This window comes from Bradyrhizobium tunisiense (assembly GCF_042263385.1).
In the GTDB taxonomy this organism is placed as follows: Bacteria; Pseudomonadota; Alphaproteobacteria; order Rhizobiales; family Xanthobacteraceae; genus Bradyrhizobium; species Bradyrhizobium tunisiense.
In genome coordinates this window covers 1,187,325-1,202,435 of record NZ_JBHLEV010000001.1, presented here as the reverse complement: position 1 = coordinate 1,202,435, position 15,111 = coordinate 1,187,325, and the positions used below count along the sequence as shown (strand labels likewise).

Sequence of the window (15,111 nt, the reverse complement as noted above, 5' to 3'; positions counted from 1 at the left end):
CCCTCCAGCACAGAATGATAGCGATGCTATCATCTGTATGATTGCAGTGCAATCATAGATTCCGGACGGCGATCAGGATGCCGATGAAAGTCGCGGCGATGATCCAGAGCGCGACGGTGCGCCAGCGGGTCTTGCGGCCCTCGCTGCGTCCCATCGCGGCGATGCTCTCCGGGGACAGCCTTATCCCCTCCCGCGTCATGGTTTCCAGCTGCTCCAGCACCTTCACCGACCGCTCGGCGATCTCCGGCAGGCGCATCAGCACGCGCGCGATGTCCCCGGTGCCCGCAAGGGCCCCCTGCACCCGGCCGATCGGACCGAGATTGCGCTCGATCCATTCGCGCACCACGGGGTCGGCGATCTTCCAGATGTCGAGCTTGGGATCGAAGCCGCGCGCCACGCCTTCGACCACCACCATGGTCTTCTGCAGCAGGATCAGCTCGGGCCGCGTCGTCATGTCGAACAGGCCGGTGACTTCGAGCAGTAGCGTCAGCAGCCGCGCCATCGAGATCTCTTCGGCCGTGCGGTTGTGAATCGGCTCGCCGATGGCGCGGATGGCTTGCGCGAAATTCTCGACCGAATGATGCGCGGGCACGTAGCCCGCCTCAAAATGCACCTCGGCGACGCGGCGATAATCGCGGGTGATGAAGCCGAGCAGGATTTCGGCGAGGAAGCGCCGCTCCTTCATGCCGAGCCGGCCCATGATGCCGAAATCGACCGCGACGAGACGGCCGGCATCGTCCAGGAACAGATTGCCCGGATGCATGTCGGCATGGAAGAAGCCGTCGCGCAGCGCGTGGCGCAGGAAGCTCTGGATCACCTTGCGACCGAGATCGGGCAAATCGACCTGCGCCTCTTCCAGGCGCTTGTGGTCGTTCAGCGCGATGCCGTCGATCCACTCCATCGTCAACACGTTGTGCGTGGTGCGATCCCAGTCGACGGTCGGCACGCGGAAGTCAGGGTCGTCGCGCGTGTTCTCCGCCATCTCCGACAGCGCAGCCGCCTCCAGTCGCAGGTCCATCTCCATGGCGACCGAGCGCGACATGGTGTTGATGACCTCGATGAGGCGCAGCCGCCGCGCTTCCGCCGAGTAGGCCTCGGCCTTGTGTGCGACGAAGAAGAAGTCGGAGAGATCGCGGCGGAAGCGCGCGGCCACGTTCGGCCTGAGCACCTTGACCGCCATCGCCGTACGGATCCCGTCGTGCAAGACCTCGCCGCGATGCACCTGCGCGATCGAGGCAGCCGCGACGGGTGGCCCGAAGCTCACGAACACGTCCTTCAGCGGCCGCTCCAGCGACGTCGCGATGGCGGCCTCGGCTTCGTCCTGCGGAAACGGCGGCAGGCGGTCCTGGAGGCTTTCGAGGTCGCGCGCCATGATGACGCCGACCACGTCGGGGCGCGTCGCAAGGAACTGTCCGAGCTTGAGATAGGCGGGGCCCATTCGGGTAAGAGCCCGCGAGATCCGCGGGCCGTGCTTGGTGCCGCGGCGTTCGACGAGGCGCGCCAGCTTCAGCGCGAGCTGCCCCGGCGGCGGCACCAGGCTCGGATCGACCGAGCCGAACACGCCCTCGCGGGCAAACACGAACGCGGCGCGGATCAGGCGCGCAATGTGGGTAAAGGCAGAGATCACAAACGCCAGCCCGAATGCAGAGCGACGATGCCGCCGGACAATGTCTGCCAGCTGACGCGGGCGAAGCCGGCGTCGCGGATCATGTCGGCGAAAGCGTTGGGTTTTGGAAACTTGCGGATCGATTCGACGAGATACTGATAGGACTCGGCGTCGCCCGTGATCATGCGGCCGAGCGGCGGGATCACCTTGAACGAGAACAGGTCATAAAGGCGATCGAGCCCCGGCATCTCGACGCTGGAGAATTCCAGGCAGAGGAAGCGGCTGCCGGGCTTCAGCACGCGATAGGCTTCCTTCAGCGCAAGGTCGATCCGCGGCACGTTGCGGATGCCGAAAGCAATCGTATATGCGTCGAAGCTGCGGTCGGCGAAGCCAAGCGATTCGGCATTGCCTTCGACGAAATCGACCCGGGTTTCGAGATGGCGCTTCGCGGCGCGCTCGCGGCCGACCGCGAGCATATCGGTGTTGATGTCGCAGACGGTGGCATGGAAACCTGCACCTGCGGCCTTGGCGGCGCGGAACGAGATGTCCCCGGTGCCGCCGGCCACGTCGAGCAACGCGAACGGCCGGCCGCCCCTCGGCGGGTCGAGCGCCGTGATCATGATGTCCTTCCAGACCCGGTGCAGGCCACCGGACATCAGATCGTTCATCAGATCATAGCGCGACGCCACGCTGTGAAACACGTCGTTCACCAGCGTCTGCTTGTCCCCGAGGGGGACGTCCCTGAAGCCAAAATGCGTGGTTTCGCCCGGCCGATCCATTACTCTACTCCACTGGGCGGACCATAGCGCGCCCGCCGCAATGGCGCTATCACACCGCCCTCATAAGGTGAATGCCTGACCATGCCTGAATTGCCCGAAGTCGAGACCGTCCGCCGTGGCCTTCAGCCGGTCATGGAGGGTGCGAAAATCCTGGTCGCGGAGGCCCGCCGGCCGGACCTGCGCTTTCCGTTCCAGCCGGACTTCGTGGCCAGGCTCAAGGGGCAGCTCGTCACCGGCCTCGGCCGCCGTGCAAAATATCTCATGGCGGACCTCGCTTCCGGCGATGTGCTCTTGATGCATCTGGGCATGTCGGGCTCGTTCCGTGTCATCAGGCCTGACAACGACGCCGTGCCTGGCGAGTTTCACTATCCGAAGGCCAAGGATTCCGCGCACGACCACGTGCTGTTTCGGATGTCCTCCGGCGCCGACATCGTCTTCAACGATCCGCGCCGTTTCGGTTACATGAAGGTGATTGCGCGCAATGCGCTTGATGAAGAGCCGCTGCTCCGCGGGCTCGGCCCCGAGCCGCTCGGCAACGAGTTCGATGCCGCGATGCTGGCGCGGTCCTGCGCAGGCAAGCTCACGAGCCTGAAGGCGGCGCTGCTCGACCAGCGCGTGGTCGCCGGGCTCGGCAACATCTATGTCTGCGAAGCCCTGCATCGCTCGCATCTGTCGCCGCGGCGCGTTGCTGCGACACTATCGACCAAAAAGGGTGAGCCGACCGATCACGCGAAGCGGTTGGTCGGCGCGATCCACACCGTGCTCAATGATGCCATCAAGGCCGGCGGCTCGTCATTGCGCGATCATCGACAGACCACGGGCGAGCTCGGCTATTTCCAGCACTCCTTCAAGGTCTATGACCGCGAAGGTGAGAAGTGCACGACGCCGCGCTGCGGCGGCACGATCAAGCGCTTCACGCAGAATGGTCGCTCGACCTTCTGGTGCTCGAAGTGTCAGAAGTGAGGATCAGGCGAGCACTGCGAAGGCCGAGAGGGTCGTCGAAACGAGCCGCGGGTCGTTTCGAGCGCAGCGACGTTAGATAGATCTTCCCAAAACGCGAAGCGAAGCAATCCGGCCGGGCTGGTGACCGGATTGCTTCGTCGCTGGGGCCTTTCCGGATGGTGAAGGCCAACTGCCGTCTGAGCGATCGCCCCGCTCAGGACGCCAGAGTCGGGGTCTCGTCCACCGAAAGCTCGGCGGCGGCATGCAGCATGCCGTCCGTGGCCGACATCACCTGCTCGATCAGGACGCCGGTTGTCGCAGTGAGCTCGAGCCGGGTCTCCACCCAACGCCAGAGGCCACGGATCTCGTCTGCCGACTTGCCGTTGGGCGCGAATTCGCTGACGGCAAGGCCGCTCGCGAGCGAGTCCTGGTGATCGTTGCGCATCGCGATCAGCGGGCGCGCGAGCACCTCGGCGAGATCGAGCGAAGCTTCCTCTCCGAGCGCGCCCGCGGCATTGTCGATGCGCTGGCCGCGGATCGGCGTCTGGTTCAGCACGAAGCCAAAGGGCCGCTTCCAGGCGCGCGCGACGCTGAGCGTCGAGACGGTCGCCTCGATGTCGGCGACGCTCGGGCGGGACGGGATCAGGCAGAGATCGGAATGGCGGATCGCTGCGGTGGTCGCGGCGCTAAGGCCGGCGGCAGTGTCGACGATCGCAAGCTGGAGGCCGCTGTCGGCCAGCATCTTCAGGCGCGGCGCGATGTCGGCAGCATGGTAGATCGGCTCGACGACGAGATCATCCTTGGCGCGGCGGCGCTGCCAGTTGGACAGGGTGCCCTGCGGGTCGGTCTCGATCAGGCGGACGGTGAAGCCGGCCTGCTTGGCAGCGAGCGCGAGGCCGATGGCGAGCGTGCTCTTCCCGCTGCCACCCTTTTGGGTGGCCAGTACGATCGTGTGCATTTGAAGATCAATCCTTTGGAGTGCCTGGGTCAGGAATACGCCACGCGAACGTGCATCGCTCTCGATGCTGAGCTCTTCTCGCTCAGGACGTGCCGGCCCGATCCAAAGGGGATCGCGGAGTCCGAATCAGCAGTAGCAATGATGGCGGAATAGCGAATGCCAGCGAATCCGTACCATTACCGGACCCGTAATCGTACGTGTGATGGTCCTCACGGCCGTGCTCGGCGATCCTATTTCCGCACGCAGATCACGCGCACGACGGACGCTGTCGCATCGGTCGACGTGCCGTTTGCATCGACGGCTTTCGCCTTGAGGAAATCGCGCACGGACTCACCCGAAACCATCAGGGCCTGTGTTGCTGGCCCTGACGTCGCGGGTCCCGCGAGCATCGCCGGCTTCAGCAGCGCGATGCCGGCGAACTTGCCGTCGGCGTCCATGGCCGGGCTGCCGGAGAATCCGACGGCGGGCGGCGGTGACAGTGCGGAAGTGCTGCTTGTCAGCGGCGCCAGAGCCGCCTTGAGGCTCGATGCGCCGGATGCGCCGCCCTGGCTCTGCGGATCGGCGATGCCGACGACGTCGACATTCGACTTCGCCGCGCCGCCGGCGAGGCTGAGCGGCTTCAGGCCTCGCGCACCGTAGATGCGCAGGAGCGCGAGATCGTGCTCCTTGCTCTCGGCGACACGATCGGCATTGCCGTAGCCGCCGATCGTGATTGCCAGGCAACCGTCGGTGAGGAGACGGTCGGTGACGATCGCTCCCTCGTCGCTAACGACAATTCCAGTGCCGTATTCGACGGTCTTGCGCGGCGGCGGTCCGGCCTGCGGTCCCAGCGGGAATGGATTGAACGCGCTCGACATCGCGATCACGACCGGCTCGACCGTGTTTTCAGTCGCCTGGTCGTACAGAATCGTCATGGTGCGGACTTCATCGCCCTTGAAGGAGCCGCGCACGTAGAATTTCTTCTGGCCCTGCAATCCCGACAGCACGAAGAAGTCGGGCTTCACCACGGTGTAGTCGACCTTGCGTCCGGACGGCTCCTTCTCGAGATCGGCCAGCTTTGCCGAGGTCGGGTTCACCTCCTTGCGGCGGCTGAGAACCACTTGCACCGTGCCGTTCGGCGATGTCCATTTTGATCCGTTGGCGTCGCTCGCCTGCTGCGGCACCAGCTTGACGGGAATGCCGAGCCGCGCGCCGCTGGTCGGTTCTGTCACGATCTTCCAGCCGACACTGTCCTGCTTCTTGCGTGCCGCATCGGCGAGCGCAGCCCGCTCCTGCGGGTTGAGCGCGCCGGTCGGCTTGCCGCCCTTGGCCTTCTGGTACTCCTTGATGGCGTTGACCATGCGGTCGCTGACGTCGCCGGTGATGGCGCCGTTATACTGGCCGACCCAGGCGAGATCGGACTGGAGCGACAGCCGCTCTGCTCTTGCCATGGCGTCGGCCGTCGCCGTCGGGGTCTGCATTGCCGGAGGCTTGACCGGAACCGTCTGAACTGCTTTCGGAGTGGAGCCGGGGATTTGTGGCGCCGTCATCTGGGCGTGCGCGCCCGTGGCGGCCGCAAACATCAGTGTTGCCGCAAGCATCGATCTCATGACAAATCCAGCCAGCCCATTGAACGCATGTCATTGAAGCACATCTCGTTGGTCGCGAACAATGTTAGGGTGGTTCAGGAGTAAGAGAACGTGCTGAGCCCGGACGAACTCGAACGCTATGCCCGCCATATCGTTCTGCGCGATGTCGGCGGTCCCGGCCAAGCTGCACTGAAGCGGGCTTCGGTGCTGGTGATCGGCGCCGGCGGGCTCGGCGCGCCCGCTCTCATGTATCTCGCTGCCGCCGGTGTCGGCACGCTCGGTGTGGTCGACGACGACGTGGTGTCGCTGTCCAACCTGCAGCGTCAGGTGATCCACACGACGCCTGATATCGGTCGGCACAAGGTCGAGAGTGCCGCGGAGCGGATTGCGGCGCTCAATCCGCATGTCCGCTTCGTCGGTCACGCCACCTGGCTGAACGCCGACAACGCGCTGGGTCTGATCGGCGACTATGATCTCGTGCTCGACGGCTCCGACAATTTCTCGACGCGCTATCTGGTCTCGGACGCCTGCTTCTTCGCGAAGAAGCCGCTGATCACCGCCGCGCTCGGCACCTTCGACGGCTCGCTGACCACGATCCGTGCGCACGAGGCGAACGAGCAGGGCGAGTTCAACCCGACCTATCGCTGCCTGTTTCCGGAGGCACCGCCGCCGGGCACCGTGCCGGCCTGCGCAGAGGCTGGCGTCATGGGTGCGCTCGCCGGCGTGCTGGGCTCGATGATGGCGCTGGAAGCGATCCGCGAGATCGTCGGTTTCGGCGACGGCCTCATCGGCCGCCTCCTGATGATCGATGCCCGCGCGATGCGCTTCGAGACGTTGCGTTATTCGCGCGATCCGGCCAACCCTCTCAACGGCGACGGGCCTGTGGTCACGGACCTCAGCGCCCATCGCACCTGAGCGCCCTTATCTGCTCGCCGGCTTCTCGCTGTCGAGATGCGCCATCTGCTCGGCGGCGTAGCGCGTGCCGGCCGCAACGTTCGGCGGGAAGGCTCTTCCCAGTTCGACAAGATGATCCTGTGTCAGGGTGACCTTGGCCGCGCCGAGCGCCTCGGTGAGCCGGTTGCGGGTGCGCGCGCCGACCAGCGGTACGATCTCCTTGCCCTGGGCCGCGACCCAGGCAATCGCGACCTGTGCCGGTGTTGCGCCGATTTCGGTTGCGATCGCACGCAGCGAATCCACCAGCGCGAGATTGGCGTCGAGATTTGCGCCCTGGAAACGCGGCGTCATCAGCCGGTAGTCCCTGCCGGCCTTGCCGCTGTCCCTGGTCCAGTGGCCGCTGATCAGTCCGCGCGCGAGCACGCCGTAAGCCGTGATGCCGATGCCGAGCTCGCGGCAAGTCTTGAGGATGTCGCGTTCGATGCCGCGCTCGATCAGCGAATATTCGATCTGCAGATCGGCGATCGGGTGCACCGCGTGCGCGCGGCGGATGGTGTCGGAGCCGACCTCGGACAGGCCGATATGCCTGACGTAGCCGGCCTTCACGAGATCGGCGAGGCCGCCGATGGTCTCCTCGATCGGCACGTTGGGATCGAGCCGTGCCGGGCGGTAAATGTCGAGATAGTCAGTGCCGAGCCGTTGCAGCGAATAGGCGAGGAAGTTTTTGGTCGCGGCCGGCCTTGTGTCCATGCCGCCGAATTCGCTGGCGGGGCCGCGCAGCGCACCGTACTTGACGCTGAGCTGCACTTTGTCCCGCGGCACAACCCTCAACGCGTCGCGGACCAGCATCTCATTATGGCCCATGGCGTAGAAATCGCCGGTATCGACGAGCGTGATGCCGGCATCGATTGCCGCCTGCACCGTGGCGATGGCCTCATCGCGATCGGCATGGCCGTAGACCTCGGACATGCCCATGCAGCCGAGCCCGAGGGCGGAAACGATGGGGCCGGTCGAACCGAGTTTGCGCTGTTCCATGTTGGCTCTCCTCATTAAGCGGCTGACGGCGCCGCGTGACGAGGCCAGATATGCGCCTGTTCCATTGTACCGATAAGCTGGACAATTCGGAATGCCTTGTTCACATTAGCGAACAATGGCCGACCCTGACTTGCGCGATCTCGACGTCTTCCTGGCGGTTGCCCGCACCCGCAATTTTCGGCGCGCGGCGGTCGACATTCGCGTGTCAGTATCGAGCCTTAGCCAGCGTCTGAGGGATCTGGAGGAGCGCCTTGGCGTCCGCCTGATGAACCGCACCACCCGCAGCGTCGCGCTGACGGAGGCGGGCGAAATGCTGCTGTCGCGGGTGGCGCCGGCGCTGCGGGATGTCGGCGATGCCCTGGATCAGGTCCGCGGCCTGCGCGAAGTCGCCGCGGGGCGTCTTCGCATCAATGGGCCGCCCCCGGCGGTCGACCTCGTGCTGGCGCCGATGGTTGGGCCGTTCCTTCGCGAGCATCCGCAGGTGGATCTCGACATCGTCTCCGAAAGCGGTTTCGTCGACATCGTCAGCGCCGGTTACGACGCCGGCGTGCGCTATGGCGAACATCTTGCGCAGGACATGGTGGCGATCCCGCTGAGCGGCCCACAGCACTATGTCGTGGTCGCATCGCCCGATTATCTGGCGCGCCGCGGCAGGCCGAAACACCCGAAGGATCTGCTGGAGCACGATTGCATCCGCGCCCGCTATTCGAGCGGCGTCATGCACGATCTCGAGTTCGAGAAGGCCGGTCAGATCGTGAAGGTCGATCCGCCCGCCAAGCTGATCTCGACCAACATGAGCCTCGCCATGCGCGCTGCACTGGAGGGCGTCGGCGTCTGGGCGAGGATGGACGGATATGTGCGCGAAGCTTTGAAATCCGGCGCGCTGGTCAGCTTGATGGAGGATTGGTGCGAGCCGTTTCCGGGACCGTTCCTGTACTATCCGAGCCGCCGTCAGGTGCCGCCGGCACTGCGGGCCTTCATCGATTTCGTCGCGGACTGGCGCAAGCGCGAAGCGCGAAGCACCTAGGCTTCAGAGCATGCTCGGCAGCACGCGATCCGGCGGCTTGTGCGCGTCGAGGAAGGTGCGGATGTTGATGATCACCTTCTCGCCCATCTCGACGCGGCCTTCGATGGTGGCCGAGCCCATGTGCGGCAGCAGCGTCACCTTGCCGGCCTTGGCGAGCCGCACCAGCTTCGGGTTGACCGCGGGCTCGTGCTCGTAGACGTCGAGCCCGGCGCCGCCGATCTCGCCGCCTTCGATTAGCTTGATCAGCGTGTCCTCGTCGGTGACCTCGCCGCGCGCGGTGTTGACGATATAGGCGTCTTTCCGGATCAGCTTCAGCCTGCGCGCCGAGAGCAAATGATAGGTCGCCGGCGTATGCGGACAGTTCACCGAGATGATGTCCATCCGCGCCAGCATCTGGTCGAGGCTTTCCCAATAGGTCGCGCCAAGCTCCTCGGCGATGACGGGCGCGACGGGACGGCGGTTGTGATAGTGGATCTGCAGGCCGAAGGCGCGGGCGCGGCGCGCGACCGCCTGGCCGATGCGGCCCATGCCGATGATGCCGAGCCGCTTGCCGCCGATGCGGTGACCGAGCATCCAGGTCGGCGACCAGCCCGCCCAGGGTTTTCCCTCCGTCAGGATCGAGGCGCCTTCGATCATCCGCCTGGGCACGGCGAGGATCAGCGCCATGGTCATGTCGGCGGTATCCTCGGTCAGGACTTTCGGCGTGTTGGTGACGGTGATGCCGCGGGCGTGCGCGGCTTCGACGTCGATATTGTCGACGCCGTTGCCGAAGTTCGCAATCAGCCGCAGCTTGCAGTCCGGCTGATTGACGATCTCGGCGCTGATATGGTCGGTGACCGTCGGAACCAGCACGTCCGCGGTGCGCGCGGCTTCCGCGATCTGCTCGGTGGACATCGGCGTGTCCTCGAGATTGATGCGCGCGTCGAACAATTCGCGCATCCGCGTCTCGATCGAATCCGGCAGCTTGCGCGTCACCACGACGAGGGGCTTTTTCTTCACCGACATGTCCTGCTCTCATGAGGCGTCGCAGGCCGCCTCTGTCGCCAAAGGCCGGCCGTTGAGGCCTCATTAACCCGGTTGTTCGACACTGCCCTTGCCGTGTCCGTCCCCGGCGTTTCCTCCAAGCTCTCCCGAGATTTCCGGCCGGAAAATCGGGGCAAACTGGTTGTTCAAGTGCCCGTCCTCTCTAGCAGAAGGCCGGGCCAAGACAAGAACCACGGGCCGGGCCTGGGGAACACCCGCGTGGGGCGGGTCGGGATGTACGCGGCAGGGTTTGGAATTTTGGGTGAGGGTCCGGCAAGGCCGGGTCCTCGACAGGAGACGGGTTGATGGCGTTGGGGCGTTTTTGTTCGGTGATGGCGCTTGTCTGCACCTGGTGGAGCGCCTCGGTCGGCCCCGCGCATTCGGCCAAGGATAACATCCCACAGAGCGCCAGCGGCCTGCCGGTGCCGCGTTACGTCAGCCTCAAATCGGACCACGTCAATGTTCGCGCCGGCCCGACCAAGGACAATGACGTGGCCTGGGTCTACACCCGCGCCGGCCTGCCGGTCGAAATCACCGCCGAGTTCGAGAATTGGCGCCGGGTGCGCGATTCCGAGGGCGCCGAGGGCTGGGTCTATCACTCGCTGCTGTCGGGCCGCCGCACCGCGGTCGTCACCATGAAGCACAAGGACGAACTCGCCCCGATCTACGATCGCGCCGATCCCGACAGCGCCGTTGCAGCAAAGCTCCAGGCCGGCGTCGTCACGCAGGTGAAGAAGTGCACCGCAAACTGGTGCCGCGTCACCGGCAACGGCTTTGACGGTTGGATCCAGCAGGAGCGCCTCTGGGGCGTGTATTCGGACGAGCAGGTGAATTGACGCCGGAGGCGTCATCCCGGGGCGATGCCTAGCATCGAAGCCGGGATCTCGACATTCCGGGTCTGGTGCTGCGCACCATCCCGGAATGTCGGCGTAAAACGACAATGGCCGGGACAAGCCCGGCCATGACGGTAACAGCTTGGATTGATCTCAGCGCTTCTTGCGCAGGCGCACGACCATGTCGATACGCGCGATCTCGTAACCCTCCGGCACCTCCGGCATCTTGGACAGCGCCAGATGCGGATCCTCGATGTCGACCAGCTCATGGCTGTTCTCGAGGTAGTAGTGATGGTGGGTGGTGACGTTGGTGTCGAAATAGGTCTTGGTGCCGTCGACGCTGACCTGACGGAGCAGGCCGGCATCGGTGAGCTGGTTCAGCGTGTTGTAGACGGTCGCCAACGACACCGGGACCTTGGCCAGAGTCGCTTCCTCGTAAAGCATTTCAGCCGTGAGGTGGCGAGCACCCTTGCCGAACAACAGCCAGCCGAGCGCCATGCGCTGGCGCGTCGGACGGAGCCCGGCGGACTGGAGCATTTCGTTGACGTCGTGCCAAGGGCAGCCGGTCAAAGCCGGGTGGCGGCCGGACAGCAGGGCTGCAGAATGGACGTCATCGTCGTGACGGGGCGCTGTATTCTCGCTCATTTCCAGATTTCGGGCACGCGTGAACATTATCTATCTGCAATATAAGAACAGAAAGATGCAGATGCAAGTTTCTCGCAACTAGAGGGGTTCTAATCAGACTTGGAACCGGGCCGGGATCGCGTCACTTTACCTTCATGGATCCGCTTTGCCACTCGAAATGGCCTGTGTTAGAGAGCGCGCGGTTCCGCTTAGCCGATTTTGGCGCAGCCGGGCATGGAGGCCTGGTCGGCAGTCCATCCGGGACATGCGGGAGCCGCGCCTGACGGTGGCAATTGGCGTTGCTCTCCGATCGAGACCGGACCCATTTTCGCCAAGAAACGCCGCTCAATCGGAATTCAAACAGAGGCTCGTGCATGCTGAACAGGCGCAACGGTTACGAATACGAAGATCTGCTGGCCTGTGCCCGCGGCGAGATGTTCGGCCCGGGCAATGCCCAGCTGCCGCTGCCACCGATGCTGATGTTCGATCGCATCACGGAAATCAGCGAGACCGGCGGGGAGTTCGGCAAGGGCGTGGTGCGCGCCGAGCTCGACGTGAAGCCCGATCTCTGGTTCTTCGGCTGTCACTTCAAGAACGATCCCGTGATGCCCGGCTGCCTCGGCCTCGACGCGCTGTGGCAAATGGTCGGCTTCTATCTGGGTTGGACCGGGGGCGAAGGTCGCGGGCGTGCGCTTGGTCTGAACGAATTAAAGTTCAGCGGCCAGGTGCTGCCCGAGGCCAGCAAGGTTGTGTACAACGTCGATATCAAGCGCGTGATGCGTTCAAAGCTGGTGCTCGGGATCGCCGACGGATGGCTTTCGGTCGACGAGCAGATTATCTATCGCGCCAAGGACCTGAAGGTCGGCCTGTTCAAGCAGGGCACGAGCCTGGGCTGAGCGCATCATCACGAAGAGAACGAGCAAGAAGACAACGAGCAGGGCGAGGCTGTCATGAGGCGGGTTGTGGTCACCGGGATGGGCATCGTCTCGTCGATCGGAAACAACACCCAGGAAGTGCTTGCGAGCCTTCACGAGGCGAAGTCGGGCATTTCTCGGGCTGAGAAATATGCCGAGCTCGGCTTTCGTTCGCAGGTGCAAGGTGCGCCGACGCTCGATCCCGCGACGGTGGTCGACCGCCGCGCCATGCGTTTCCTCGGTCAGGGCGCGGCGTGGAATCATATCGCGATGGAGCAGGCGATTCAGGACGCGGGTCTGTCGCCCGACGAAATCTCCAACATCCGCACCGGCATCATCATGGGCTCCGGCGGCCCGTCCGCCCGCACCATCGTCGAAGCCGCCGACATCACCCGCACCAAGGGACCGAAGCGCGTCGGACCGTTTGCAGTGCCGAAGGCGATGTCGTCCACGGCCTCCGCGACGCTTGCGACCTGGTTCAAGATCAAGGGCGTGAATTACTCGATCTCCTCGGCCTGCGCGACGTCGAATCATTGCGTCGGCAATGCCTATGAGACGATCCAGATCGGCAAGCAGGACGTCATCTTCGCCGGTGGCTGCGAAGAACTGGACTGGTCGCTGTCCGTGTTGTTCGATGCCATGGGCGCGATGTCCTCGAAGTACAACGACACGCCTGCCACGGCCTCGCGCCCCTACGACGTCAACCGCGACGGCTTCGTCATCGCCGGCGGCGCCGGCGTGCTGGTGCTGGAAGAGCTCGAGCATGCCAAGGCGCGCGGCGCCCGCATTTACGGCGAGATCGTCGGCTATGGCGCGACGTCGGACGGCTACGACATGGTCGCGCCATCGGGTGAAGGCGCCGAGCGCTGCATGCGCATGGCGATGTCGACGGTGAAGACCAAGGTGGACTACATCAATCCCCACGCGACCTCGACGCCGGCCGGAGATCCCCCGGAGATCGAGGCGCTGCGAAAGGTGTTCGGCACCGGCGAGAAGTGCCCGCCGATCTCTGCCACAAAGGCGCTGACCGGCCACTCGCTGGGTGCCACCGGCGTGCAGGAAGCGATCTATTCGCTGCTGATGATGAACAACGGCTTCATCTGCGAGAGCGCGCACATCCAGGAGCTCGATCCCGTTTTCGCCGACATGCCGATCGTGCGCAAGCGCATCGACAACGTCAAGATCGGCACCGTGCTGTCGAACTCCTTCGGCTTCGGCGGCACCAACGCCACGCTGGTATTCAGCCGGCTGGATGCGTAACGCCATTGTTGGCGGACGGTTGATTTTCTCGTCATGGCCGGGCTTGTCCCGGCCATCCACGTCTTGGCCCCGGTGTTGGAAGTGCTGATGCCCGGGACAAGCCGGGCGTGACGAAAACGGAAGGTAATCGCGAGATGGAAGGTTTGATGAAGGGCAAGCGCGGTCTGATCATGGGCATCGCCAATGATCACTCGATCGCCTGGGGCATGGCGAAGACGCTGCATGCTCACGGGGCCGAGCTCGCCTTCACCTTCCAGGGCGAGGCCCTGGGCAAGCGCGTCAAGCCGCTGGCCGAGCAGCTCGGGGTCGATCTGGTGCTGCCTTGCGACGTCGAGGACATCGCCAGCGTCGATGCCACCTTCGATGTGCTCCGCGAAAAATGGGGCAAGCTCGATTTCGTCATCCACGCCATCGGCTTTGCCGACAAGAACGAGCTGAAGGGCCGCTACGCCGACACCAGCCGCGAGAATTTTTCGCGCACGATGGTGATCTCCTGCTTCTCGTTCACGGAAATCGCAAAGCGCGCCGCAGAGCTGATGACGGAGGGCGGCAGCATGGTCACGCTGACCTTCGGCGCCTCGGAGCGCGCGATGCCGAACTACAATGTGATGGGCGTGGCCAAGGCGGCGCTGGAAGCCTCCGTGCGCTATCTCGCCTCCGATTTCGGACCGCGCGGCATCCGTGTCAACGCGATCTCCGCAGGTCCCATCCGCACGCTCGCCGGTTCGGGCATTGGCGAGGCGCGTGCGATGTTCGCCTTCATGCAGAAGCATTCGCCTCTCCGCCGCGGCGTCACGCTCGACGATCTCGGCGGCTCCGCGCTGTACCTGCTGTCGGATCTGTCCGGCGGCGTCACCGGCGAGATCCACTACGTCGATTCCGGCTACAACATCGTGCTGATGCCGCGGCCGGACGATCTGAAGGCGGACTGAAACGTTCGCAGATTCCGTAGGGTGGGCAAAGGAGCGTGAGCGACGTGCCCATCGTCTCTCAATGATTGCAGATCGTGGGCACGGCGAAGGCGCCCTTGCGCGCCTACGAGAGCAGCCTCACCCCGCCGCGAACTTCTCCGCGCGCTGGAAGGCCAGCCGCGCTGTGCAACGCGCGAGATAGGCATCGAACGCCGGGCGCGACGGCACCATCTTGAACTGCCGCACCGCGAAATTCAGGCCCGAGCCGATCGTGATGTCGGCGGCCGAAAAGTCCTCGCCTAAAATCCACGGTCCCTTGGCGAGCGCAGCTTCCAGCACGTCGAAGACCTGCGTCGCGCTGCCCCAGGCCGCGGTCGAGGTCGGGATCTCGATCTTGGTGAAGATCTGGATGATGGCGGGCTCGATGCAGCCGGGCGAAAAGAACAGCCATTGCAGATAGCGCGCGCGGCGCGGATCGGTCACCCCTGGCGCGAGCTTCGTCTCCGGATAGCGGTCGGCAATGTAGGCACAGATCGCCGCGGCCTCGCCGAGTGCGGCATCGCCGTCGGTCAGCGCCGGCACCTTGCCCATCGGATTGATCTTCAAATAATCCGGCGCCTTCTGTGCGCCGGTCGAGATGTCCGTCAGCACCCGCTCATAGGGCAGGCCGCTCTCCTCCATCGGCCAGAGTGTCGTGAACGAGCGCGAGCGGGGCGACCAATAGAGCTTGATCATGG

Annotated in this window: 15 protein-coding genes; 7 read left to right on the top strand and 8 right to left on the bottom strand. The window is 64.6% G+C overall.

The window, feature by feature from the left end; genetic code table 11:
• Window positions 1-52: 52 nt before the first annotated feature.
• Both ubiB and ubiE read right to left on the bottom strand, forming a co-directional pair.
• On the bottom strand, window positions 53-1,627 hold the full coding sequence (ubiB, locus tag ACFDR6_RS05590) for a 2-polyprenylphenol 6-hydroxylase (RefSeq protein WP_212083371.1): 1,575 nt from the start codon (window positions 1,625-1,627) through the stop codon (window positions 53-55).
• Entirely contained in the window at window positions 1,624-2,385 is a 762-nt protein-coding gene (ubiE, locus tag ACFDR6_RS05585) for a bifunctional demethylmenaquinone methyltransferase/2-methoxy-6-polyprenyl-1,4-benzoquinol methylase UbiE (protein WP_375857697.1), read from the bottom strand. The genes ubiB and ubiE overlap by 4 nt, the downstream gene beginning before the upstream one ends.
• A gap of 81 nt (window positions 2,386-2,466) precedes the next feature.
• Here ubiE and mutM point away from each other — a divergent pair, with 81 nt between their 5' ends.
• The gene (gene mutM / locus ACFDR6_RS05580; protein WP_375857696.1) at window positions 2,467-3,348 is read left to right on the top strand and encodes a bifunctional DNA-formamidopyrimidine glycosylase/DNA-(apurinic or apyrimidinic site) lyase; all 882 of its coding nucleotides are present in this window, start codon (window positions 2,467-2,469) and stop codon (window positions 3,346-3,348) included.
• Between the two features lie 193 nt (window positions 3,349-3,541).
• Here mutM and ACFDR6_RS05575 read toward each other — a convergent pair whose 3' ends face one another.
• Both ACFDR6_RS05575 and ACFDR6_RS05570 read right to left on the bottom strand, forming a co-directional pair.
• Window positions 3,542-4,285: a nucleotide-binding protein gene (locus ACFDR6_RS05575; protein WP_375857695.1), complete on the bottom strand. Its 744-nt coding sequence runs from the start codon at window positions 4,283-4,285 to the stop codon at window positions 3,542-3,544.
• A gap of 230 nt (window positions 4,286-4,515) precedes the next feature.
• Window positions 4,516-5,874 (bottom strand): serine protease, encoded by a 1,359-nt coding sequence (locus tag ACFDR6_RS05570; RefSeq protein ID WP_375857694.1) that lies wholly within the window; start codon window positions 5,872-5,874, stop codon window positions 4,516-4,518.
• A gap of 90 nt (window positions 5,875-5,964) precedes the next feature.
• Between ACFDR6_RS05570 and ACFDR6_RS05565 the strand changes: the two genes are divergently transcribed.
• Complete coding sequence (locus ACFDR6_RS05565; RefSeq protein WP_375857693.1) at window positions 5,965-6,768, top strand: HesA/MoeB/ThiF family protein; 804 nt, start codon at window positions 5,965-5,967, stop codon at window positions 6,766-6,768.
• A 6-nt stretch (window positions 6,769-6,774) separates the two neighbouring features.
• Here ACFDR6_RS05565 and ACFDR6_RS05560 read toward each other — a convergent pair whose 3' ends face one another.
• Window positions 6,775-7,782, bottom strand: a complete 1,008-nt coding sequence (locus ACFDR6_RS05560; RefSeq protein ID WP_375857692.1) for an aldo/keto reductase — start codon at window positions 7,780-7,782, stop codon at window positions 6,775-6,777.
• A 115-nt stretch (window positions 7,783-7,897) separates the two neighbouring features.
• Here ACFDR6_RS05560 and ACFDR6_RS05555 point away from each other — a divergent pair, with 115 nt between their 5' ends.
• The gene (locus ACFDR6_RS05555; RefSeq protein ID WP_375857691.1) at window positions 7,898-8,809 is read left to right on the top strand and encodes a LysR family transcriptional regulator; all 912 of its coding nucleotides are present in this window, start codon (window positions 7,898-7,900) and stop codon (window positions 8,807-8,809) included.
• A 3-nt stretch (window positions 8,810-8,812) separates the two neighbouring features.
• Here ACFDR6_RS05555 and ACFDR6_RS05550 read toward each other — a convergent pair whose 3' ends face one another.
• A complete protein-coding gene (locus tag ACFDR6_RS05550) occupies window positions 8,813-9,814 on the bottom strand; it encodes a 2-hydroxyacid dehydrogenase (RefSeq protein WP_212083385.1) in 1,002 nt (333 codons plus the stop codon).
• A gap of 323 nt (window positions 9,815-10,137) precedes the next feature.
• Here ACFDR6_RS05550 and ACFDR6_RS05545 point away from each other — a divergent pair, with 323 nt between their 5' ends.
• Window positions 10,138-10,668: an SH3 domain-containing protein gene (locus tag ACFDR6_RS05545; protein WP_212083387.1), complete on the top strand. Its 531-nt coding sequence runs from the start codon at window positions 10,138-10,140 to the stop codon at window positions 10,666-10,668.
• A gap of 150 nt (window positions 10,669-10,818) precedes the next feature.
• Here the strand turns inward: ACFDR6_RS05545 and irrA are convergent, their stop codons facing one another.
• Window positions 10,819-11,310 carry an iron response transcriptional regulator IrrA gene (gene irrA / locus ACFDR6_RS05540; protein WP_212083389.1) on the bottom strand — a complete coding sequence of 164 codons (492 nt, stop codon included), beginning with the start codon at window positions 11,308-11,310 and terminating at the stop codon, window positions 10,819-10,821.
• A 353-nt stretch (window positions 11,311-11,663) separates the two neighbouring features.
• Here irrA and fabA point away from each other — a divergent pair, with 353 nt between their 5' ends.
• The 3 genes from fabA (at window position 11,664) to fabI (ending at window position 14,395) form a co-directional block, all read left to right on the top strand.
• Entirely contained in the window at window positions 11,664-12,185 is a 522-nt protein-coding gene (gene fabA, locus ACFDR6_RS05535) for a bifunctional 3-hydroxydecanoyl-ACP dehydratase/trans-2-decenoyl-ACP isomerase (protein WP_212084580.1), read from the top strand.
• Window positions 12,186-12,239: 54 nt separating this feature from the next.
• Entirely contained in the window at window positions 12,240-13,463 is a 1,224-nt protein-coding gene (gene fabB, locus ACFDR6_RS05530; RefSeq protein ID WP_375857690.1) for a beta-ketoacyl-ACP synthase I, read from the top strand.
• A 134-nt stretch (window positions 13,464-13,597) separates the two neighbouring features.
• Window positions 13,598-14,395, top strand: coding sequence for an enoyl-ACP reductase FabI (gene fabI, locus ACFDR6_RS05525; RefSeq protein WP_212084582.1), 798 nt, complete (start codon window positions 13,598-13,600; stop codon window positions 14,393-14,395).
• 117 nt (window positions 14,396-14,512) lie between these two features.
• Here fabI and ACFDR6_RS05520 read toward each other — a convergent pair whose 3' ends face one another.
• Window positions 14,513-15,109 (bottom strand): glutathione S-transferase family protein, encoded by a 597-nt coding sequence (locus ACFDR6_RS05520; protein ID WP_375857689.1) that lies wholly within the window; start codon window positions 15,107-15,109, stop codon window positions 14,513-14,515.
• Window positions 15,110-15,111 lie beyond the last annotated feature (2 nt).